The organism is Mycobacterium sp., assembly GCF_025965855.1.
GTDB lineage: Bacteria > Actinomycetota > Actinomycetes > Mycobacteriales > Mycobacteriaceae > Mycobacterium.
The window spans coordinates 1-8,771 of the sequence record NZ_JAOPWB010000356.1; the positions used below are offsets into that span (position 1 = coordinate 1).

At 63.3% G+C, this 8,771-nt stretch carries 4 protein-coding genes and 2 pseudogenes; 1 reads left to right on the forward strand and 5 read right to left on the reverse strand.

All coding sequences use genetic code 11. The features are described 5' to 3' along the window. Positions 1-242: 242 nt before the first annotated feature. The 4 genes and pseudogenes from JWP83_RS30710 to JWP83_RS30725 all read right to left on the reverse strand — a co-directional run bounded on the left by JWP83_RS30710 (position 243) and on the right by JWP83_RS30725 (position 6,473). Positions 243-960 (reverse strand): annotated as a pseudogene (locus JWP83_RS30710) (creatininase family protein). 82 nt (positions 961-1,042) lie between these two features. Further along, positions 1,043-3,973 (reverse strand): RND family transporter, encoded by a 2,931-nt coding sequence (locus tag JWP83_RS30715; RefSeq protein ID WP_297739259.1) that lies wholly within the window; start codon positions 3,971-3,973, stop codon positions 1,043-1,045. After that, entirely contained in the window at positions 3,970-4,515 is a 546-nt protein-coding gene (locus JWP83_RS30720; RefSeq protein WP_297739262.1) for an MmpS family transport accessory protein, read from the reverse strand. The genes JWP83_RS30715 and JWP83_RS30720 overlap by 4 nt, the downstream gene beginning before the upstream one ends. A gap of 962 nt (positions 4,516-5,477) precedes the next feature. Continuing rightward, complete coding sequence (locus JWP83_RS30725) at positions 5,478-6,473, reverse strand: hypothetical protein (protein WP_297739265.1); 996 nt, start codon at positions 6,471-6,473, stop codon at positions 5,478-5,480. A 132-nt stretch (positions 6,474-6,605) separates the two neighbouring features. On the opposite strand from JWP83_RS30725, the gene JWP83_RS30730 reads away from it, so the two are divergent. Next, positions 6,606-6,878 carry a hypothetical protein gene (locus JWP83_RS30730; RefSeq protein ID WP_297739267.1) on the forward strand — a complete coding sequence of 91 codons (273 nt, stop codon included), beginning with the start codon at positions 6,606-6,608 and terminating at the stop codon, positions 6,876-6,878. Positions 6,879-6,916: 38 nt separating this feature from the next. On the opposite strand, the pseudogene JWP83_RS30735 reads toward JWP83_RS30730, so the two are convergent. After that, a pseudogene (locus JWP83_RS30735) lies at positions 6,917-8,771 on the reverse strand (cyclase); the annotation flags it as partial.

Here is an 8,771-nt window from a genome sequence, read left to right on the forward strand (position 1 = left end):
ACACCACAACGCTCGTGGCCGGTAAAGAAACGAGTCAGACCACACCGGTCCGGACGCGGACCCTACCGACGCACCCGCAGCGCCAAGCCGCGGAAACGCCGGTAGGTCTTTAATAGCAGTAAAGAAACTCCTCACAACATGCTGCTCGCGGCGTCGTGCGGCTCGCTGCCACGGCGATCTCGAGTTCTGCGTGGCGGCGAACGGGAGCGTCAGCGGACGGTAGCCGCCACGTGTGGGTTTGCTCAGGTCGACTGGCTGATGAGCAGCGTGATGAGCGCGTAGGCGGCTTGGCCTAGATAATCTAGGACCGCATGGCCTTTTGCTGCGGTGGCTCGCGATGGATACCCGATCACACCACCCGTCGTATATGCACCGATCCCCAAGGTGGTGAGATAGCGGCGATCAGAGGCGATGTGGTCATGGCCCTGCCACCCGTCACGCACATAGCTCGAGTGGGCGGCGAGCAGGACAGACGTTTCGGAGCTCGCCAGCATGCATGTCGTCGTGGTTGCTACTGCTGATGCCGGCAGCACGGCGCGCTTCCGTCCAGTCCGCGCGGCTTGGATACAGCCCGACGCGCATCGCGCGGTCTGCATTGGCCTGCTGCACCACGTTGCTCAGCACATAGTTGCCGCCGTGACCGTTCACGACGATCAGGGCGCTAATACCTTGCTGTGCGAGCGACGTACGGATGTCGGTTCTAACAGCGGCCACGGTGGCTGGGCTGAGGCTGACATTTCCGGGAAACGACGAGTGTTCGTGCGAGCATCCAAAGGTTATCGCAGGAAGCTGAAACACCTTGTGGCGCTGGTTGATTGCCTCGGCGATAGCGATTGCGATTAAAGTGTCGGTGACCAACGGAAGGGATGGGCCATGCTGCTCGAAGGCGCCGATGGGTAGCACGGCCACAGCCGCATGGACCGCGTCGTGATCGGTGGTAGTGGTGGCCGTGAGAAGCAGACCCGGCGCGGGTGCCGTCCACACGACTCGTACGACCGGCAGCTGTCACCCCCAGGCACCCGCCGGGGCCGATGCCCGCACTTTAGCGCTTTTTGACCAGTCCGCCCGGTGGGTGTTCGTCAACGTCGTTGAGGATCAGCTCGCGCACGGCGGTACGCGGTCCGTACGGCCGCAGCATGGTGCTGGCCGGCCGTGGACGCACGTGCTGCGGCCACCAGAACCAGCGCCCGAGCAAGGTGGCCAGCGACGGGGTCATGAACGACCGCACGATCAAGGTGTCGAACAACAGACCCAGCGCGATCGTCGTACCCACCTGGGCCATCACCCGCAGCGGGCTGAACATGAACGTGGCCATGGTGGCGGCGAACACCAGACCGGCGGCGGTCACCACCGAGCCCGAACCGGCCATCGCGCGGATCGTCCCCGTCTTGAGCCCGGCGTGGATTTCCTCCTTGAACCGCGAGATCAGCAGCAGGTTGTAGTCCGAGCCGACCGCCAGCAGCAGGATGATCGCCATCGCCAGCACCATCCAGTGCAACTTGATGCCCAGGATGTACTGCCATAGGAGCACGGAGAGTCCGAACGAGGCGCCCAGCGACAGCAACACCGTACCGACGATCACGAAGGCCGCAACGACGCTTCGGGTGATCACCAACATGATGACAAAAATCAGTGTGGCCGCAGAAATTCCGGCGATCAACAGGTCGATGTCGGAGCCGTCGTGCATGTCCTTGTACGTCGCGGCGGTACCGCCGAGGTAGACGTTGGCGCCCTCCCAGGGCGTGCCCTTGATCGCCTCGTGCACGGCCTGCTTGATCGGCTCGATGTGGCTGACGCCTTCAGGAGTCGCCGGGTCGCCTTCATGCGAGATGATCAACCGGACAGCGTGCCCGTCCGGCGATATGAACTGTTTGAGACCCCGCGCGAAATCCGGGCTCTTGAATGCTTCCGGCGGAAGGTAGAACGTGTCGTCGTTCTTCGCTTTGTCGAAGGCATCGCCCTGCGCGGTGGCGTTGTCGGCCTGCGCTTTCGCCTGGTCGTTGAGACCCTCTGTGGTCGCGTAGTTCGACATGATGGTGTCGAGGTTGTGCTGCTGGCTCTCAATCTGCGGCGGTATCAGTGCCACCAGCTTCGGCTGGATCTGATCCAGCTTGTCGAGATTCGCGCTGAGGTTCTCGATGTTCTCGGCCACCTGGTCGATGCCGTCGAGCGCGTTGAAGACCGACCGGATGGCCCAGCAGGCCGGGATGTCGTAACAGTGCTTCTCCCAGTAGAAGTAGCTACGGATCGGCCGGAGGAAGTCGTCGAAGTTGGCGATGTCGTCGCGCAACGCCTCGGTGATCTTCACCGTTTCTTTGGTGAGCTTGGTGGTTTCGTGTGTCGTGTTGCTCAGATCCTGGGTGACCTGCATCTGCTCATGCAGCGTTGCCATCGTTTTCTTGAGCTCGTCCGCCTGGTTCAGCAGGTTTTTCGCCTGCTCTTCCTGATAGTGCTGGGTCTGGAGCCGCCCTGCGGCCTGTGCACCCATCTGAAAACCGAGGGTGCTGTGGTCGAGCGGCGTGCCCAACGGCCGGGTGATGGTCTGCACCCGGCCGATACCGGGGATGTGGAAGACCGCCTTGGCGACCTTGTCCAGGACGATGAAGTCGGCCGGGTTACGCAGGTCATGATCGGTCTCGATCATCAATAGCTCGGGATTGAGCCGAGCCTGGTTGAAGTGTCGGTCGGCAGCCGCATAACCGACATTGGCCGGAGTGTCTTGCGGCAGGAAGTGGCGGGTGTCGTAGTCCGTCTTGTAGCCGGGCAGAGCGAGGAGGCCGACTAATGCGGCGGCGATGGTCACCGCGAGAACCGGTGCGGGCCAGCGGACGATGGCGGTGCCGATGCGCCGCCAGCCCCGGGTCTGCAGCTTTCGCTTCGGGTCGAGCAGCTTGAAGAACGATGCCACGGTCAGGACCGCCGGTGCCAGAGTCAAGGCCGCGAGGACCGCGACCAGCATGCCGACGGCGCAGGGCACACCGAGTGACTCAAAATAGGGCAACCGGCAGAAGCTCAGGCAGTACATCGCGCCGGCGATGGTCAGCCCCGACCCCAGCACGACATGGGCCGTGCTGTGGAACATCGTGTAGAACGCTTCTTCACGCGTCTCGCCCAGACCGCGGGCCTCGTGATATCGGCCGACCACAAAGATCGCGTAGTCCGTTCCGGCGGCGATCGCCATCAGCACGAGCATGTTATTGGCGAACGTGGAGAGCCCCATGATGTTGTAGTTTCCGAGCGTCGCGACGACACCGCGGGCCGCGGCCAACTCGATGAAGACCATCGTCAGCATGATCAGAACGGTGCTTATCGAGCGGTAGACGACCAGCAGCATCACCACAATCACGAGGAGGGTGACCAGAGTGACTGTCGCGACGCCTTTCTGACCCGCACGGGACTGGTCGGCAAACAACGGAGCCGCCCCGGTGACGTAGGCCTTGACCCCCGGCGGCGCCGGCACCGAGTCCACGATCTTGCGGACGGCCTCGCTGGACTCGGAGGACAACCCACCGCCCATGTTGCCGGCGAGGTAGACTTGGACGTACGCGGCCTTTTGGTCGTGGCTCTGGGAGCCCGCGGCCGTCAGGGGATCACTCCAGAAGTCCTGGATGTGCTGAACGTGTTTCTTGTCTTGCTCGAGTCGCTTGACGATCTCGTCGTAATAGCGGTGGGCCTCCGCCCCCAGCGGTTTGTCGCCCTCCAGCAGGATCATTGCCGAGCTGTCGGTATTGAACTCTTTGAACGTTGACCCGACGCGCATCATCGACTGGAACGACACCGCGTCCGTGGGACTCTGCGACACCGAGTGGTTCTTGGAGACGACCTCCAACTGCGGCGACACGGTGTTGGTGACGAAGACGATGCCCAGCCAGATCAGGACGATCGGCAGCGCAAGGCGATGGATCATCCGCGGCAGGAACGGCGGGATCAGTGGCTGATCAACGCGCCGCGCAGCCTCGGTGGTCTCGCTCATGCGGACTTGTCCAGGCAGTAGACGAAGGCATTGACGTTTTCGTTGGCGGGCGATTGATTAGCACCCTTGATCACGTCACCGTGCCCGTCGTGGTTGTTCACGACGAATTGGCAGGCGATCCAACTGCCGTCTCCTTGCGCCACCAGGTTTGCCGGGATGCCGGGTTTCGTTGAACTCAATACTTTGCTCCAGGGCAAGGGGACGTTGAGGGCCTGCTGCGGATGGGAGTTTTCGTCGAGGTAGTTGATGGTTGCCGTGCTGCCCGGTGAGCCCCAGACCTCGAGCGTGATGGTCTTGGCGTTGAACTGGTCGAGGACCTCGCCCGAGGTGCCGCCGCCGAACGAACCGCTGTGGACGCCGAAGATATCGTGCAGCCGGTGCACGACGAACCCGGACAGCGCGACCACAGCCACGATCGTGAGCATTAGCCAGAAACGGCCCAGCAGCCCCTTCTTCTTGGCGCGCTGTGGGCCGAGTTTTTCCTCGGTGCTTGGGGGAACCTTAGGAACTAGCGACTCTACCCTTCGCTCGGAGGTCGTCATGGGCGCTTTCCTAACCAGGGGCAAAGGTTACTCAACTAATTAGCTTAGAGGTAACCTTAGCCACACTAACCTACACCGAGATGATCCGGGCTTTACATCCCGAGCTGAGCCATCCGCGAACTCAGACACTCCCCTGGACCGTCGCTGCTTCGCCAACGACAACTTGTGAAACACAAGTGCGGCGGAACGACGGTATCCACTGCTCGTTCATAATTCGCGCTCGTAGCCATAGTTCTTGGTTCGGCTACGTTGACGCGCAGCCGCCTGCTGTCTGGCGGTGGCGAAGCGTTGATACGCAGCTTGACGCGCTCGAGTTTGTGCACCTTCGCGGCGCCATGCGCGTGCCTTTTCATGGTCGGGCTGACAATGGTCGGGCTGACAATGGTCGGGCTGACAGGATTTGAACCTGCGACCACTTGACCCCCAAGAAAGTAGCGGTAACACGTTTCCGCTGGTCACGGTCAGCGCTCGGGAGCGACGTGGCCGTGCATGACGTGCAGAGACGCAGGTCGTTCGCCATCGCGCATGACGTGTGGTCCCAAAATGGTCCCCAAGAAAAGCTAATGCATGCGGGTGTTTCGCACCACGGCCGACGGCGCGGAAATCCGGACTACGCGCTGCAGCAGGCAACGTCGGATGGCCGATCGAGCTGTTCAAGGGCCTGGTGGGCTTCGACGTACGCGTCTGCCCTCGACGGGCTTTGGTATGGCATCTTGCGAAGCCGGTCGATGCATCATCGCATTAACGGCGTGGCCGCGGCCACAGTCGTGCCCGATGGCTAGACCAGCTCGACCCATATAGCTTCAGCCTCCGGGTTGCCTTGTATCAGAACAATAGTCATGGTCGACATCCCGGCACGGCGCATAGGCGGGGCAGGGCCGTTTAGCGGGCCCATAAGGCAATCGTCACGGCGGGCCGTGAACTCTCAGTTCGATTTGCGGATTATCTCGACAGTTGCCAGGTCACGTCTTACGGCTATCGGCTCGGCCAGTCACTTCGGCTTGCCGAGGTTGCCTATCGCCTCGCCGGCGGCGCAGGTTTTCGACCGCCACCCGGTAAACAAACGCGGGGTGGAGCAGGCGAATCGGGGGGTCGATCAGGCCGTTGACTTTGAAGAAGCCGACGGCGACAACGGGGTCGGACTCACAGGCGGTCAGCGCCCAGTCCACAAAGCGGGTGGTAACGCGCATCGACCTCGACCGTCGCCCTGCCACCCCCGGGAAGGCCAGGTCAGAGGCCGCTACCATCTGCCAAGCCACGCCAATCGGTTTCGCCGAGGCGCGGAAGTATCGCCGGGGCAGGTCGGCGCCGCCGTAACGCAGACAGTCCCGCAGCGCGGCAGCGTCCAGCGCGGCCACCGTCATTCCGTGCCCGTAGATGGGGTTGAAGCTGCAGATCGCGTCGCCGCAGACCAGCAGACCGTCGGGGAGTCGGGGCATCTTGTCGTAGCGTCGCCACTGGCTGGACGGCATGCGGTGATGTGCCACCTCGCCGATTGGTTCGGCGGCCCGCACCGCCGCGAGCAGGTGAGCGGGGCAGTACTCCTGGGCGAATGACAGCATGCCGGCCGGGTCGCGCGGCGGCTCGTGCCCCACCATCCCGAAGACCGTGAACATCCACGTGTCGTTCTCATAGCCGGCCAGAAACATCCCGGTTGGCCGGTCCGGCGCGGGGCCGATGTCGACCAGCATCTCCTTCAGCGTGCCCTGGGGGATCCGCAGCAGTTGGCTTACGTAGGTCGTATGCATGACGATGTGGTCCTCGGCCGGTCGGCCGTACCCGAGGCTCTCCAGAAAAGCTGGCGTTTGGGCACCGCGGCCCATCGCGTCCATGACTACATCGGCCATCAACTCCCGTTCGGCACCGCCGTCGCGGTTGACCACCCGCACTCCGGTGACGCGATTCCGATCCGCCGTCGACTTCAGCTCGGCTACGTCATGGCCGCCCAGAATCGTCACGTTCCTAATGGCCTGTAGGCGCCGCCGGACATGGCATTCCAGAAACGGCCTGCTCGGCATGTACACCGCCAGTGCCTTAGGCTCAAGTGCAATCTTGCCCGACCGGAGCATCTCGTGGCCGCCGAAAGACAAGTGAAGCTTGGACAGCTCCCCGTCGTCCCAAATGGGAGCACCGTCGGCTACCAGCTCATTGAGAAACCCGGGGAAGAGCTCATCCAAGATCTGCGCACCGCGCGCCAGCAGAACATGGACATGCCGACCCTGCGGTACCCCTCGTCGGATAGCGGGATCGTCCGGCAACACATCCCGCTCGACCACAGTGACGGTCCCAAAGAAATCAGCCAGGACCCTCGCGGCAAGCAGCCCGCCCATGCTCGCGCCAAGAACGACCGCGCGCTCACCTAGTTCTGGCATGGCGAAACTCCTGAGTCGAAGTCGGACGTTCATCGTTGGCTGATAGTTGGGGGCGCAACGACAGTCGCGTCTGCAGCGGCTATGAGAGCGTCGAAGCCGGCGGCTGCTGCCTTGACGCGGTGGAGTTCCAAGAAGTTTCGACAGCTGTTTTGATCGCCGCGCGCGAGCGCGAGCAGCGCGCGCGAACGCAGCAGCGGAAGTTCGTGCAGCACGAAGCCGGGATCTGTGGGCACGGCGGCCAGTCGCTCGATCGCCGCCTGCGCTTCGTCTTGGTCAGCAACGGATCCGCGTCGGATTAGCAGTTCCACCAGAACGTTGGTAGCCCTTCCGCGCCAAATCATGTCACCGCTTTCGTACGCGCCGTCCACGACTGCCCGCGCCGTTTCGATGCCGCCATCGAGATCACCGGCGCCCGCCTTCTCCATCGCGAACTCGGGGTCGACGATCGTCAGCGCACTCAGGGAAAAATGTGCCTTCAAGGCCGCATCGCGGGCTTGTGTGAACAGGTCGAGGCCCGCCTCGCGTTTCGGCCCGTCGCGATTGACCAGAACGAGGCCTCGGCTGAGTCGGCCCATATACAACATGAAGTCGTCGCTGGAACTTTCGGCGATGCGTAGCGCCTCGGCGGTCTCGCGCATCGCGGTCGCATCGGGCGGCATCGCCCCGAATGGAATGGAGGCCACGTATTTCCAGAGGAGGGCGAAAACGTAACTCGTCGAGTCGAGAGGAGCGGCCATCGCGATGGACGTGGCGGCGTCGTCTAGCCAGCCTCGGATTCCCAGGCACATCTTGACGTGGCCCCGCATCGCGATCGCCGTGCTCAGCGGTGAACCGAAGATCAAGTTGCCCTTGGTGGGGTCGCCGTCGGCCAAGTCGATGAGTCGATCCGACAATCGCAGCGACTCGATCATCTCGCCCGCCTGGCATTTGGCGTAGATCGCCGCGAACAGCAGAGCCACGGTCAGCGTCGGATCTCCGATCGATTCGAGCAGCCCGCTCTGCTCCGAAGCCACTTTCGCCGCCTCGCGGAAGCGGTTATGAAAGGTCAACGCCATGATGAACCCGGTCATGCCGATCGCCAGCGACACTTTGTCGTCAGCCGCTGTACACAGATCCCGCAGTTCGTCGAAACCAGTGTCGGCGATGCTGCCACCGGCCCGCCAGAGCGTGCCGCATAGCAGGTTGCGGGGGGCGATCTGCAACGACGCCCGATCTGGGGCGTCGGCCGGTAGCCGGTCGGCGACCTGGCGAGCCCGCTGCCAATTGGTGCGGGCCGCGCGAATGTCGCGGAAAGCCGACCAGGCGCCGGCGCGCATATGCCAGTCGAACGCCGCCCGCAGATCCCCGGCAGCCTCCAAGTTTTCCGCGATCAGAGCGGCGTTCTCGTCGGCCGCCCCAGGATCATGTTCTTCGATCGCGACGGCCAAGCGCCGGTGCAACTCGGTGCGCCCGGCCTTCAGCTGTGCTTCGTAGGCCACCGTTCGGATCAACGGGTGCCGAAACGCGTACTGGGCCCGCGGGGTGAACATCACCTGATCGATCAGCTCCACGTGGAGCAACTCGGCGATCGCCTCCCCTACTTCGATGTCATCCAGTAAGGCGGCCACCAGGTCAGCCCTGAACCGCGCACCGATCACCGCAGCCGCATACAGGAACTGCTTGGCCGGCCTACCGAGGCGGTCCACCCGGGCGGCGATGGTGGCCTGCAGAGTGACCGGCACACTGATGTCGGCGGCGTCATCACGGCAGAGGTAGGAGCCATGATCGCCGTCGAGCACGCCGCGCTGAGCCAGATCGCGCACCATTTCTTCGGCGAAGAACGGGTTCCCGGCGGCCAGCTCGGCGATCCGAGCGGCCAGAGCGCGCACCGAAGGGTCACCTCCC

Bases quoted from the DNA above. Each gene is read 5' to 3' on its own strand.
- JWP83_RS30720 (WP_297739262.1), bottom strand. From the start codon at position 4,515: ATGACGACCTCCGAGCGAAGGGTAGAGTCGCTAGTTCCTAAGGTTCCC.
- JWP83_RS30715 (WP_297739259.1), bottom strand. From the start codon at position 3,973: ATGAGCGAGACCACCGAGGCTGCGCGGCGCGTTGATCAGCCACTGATC.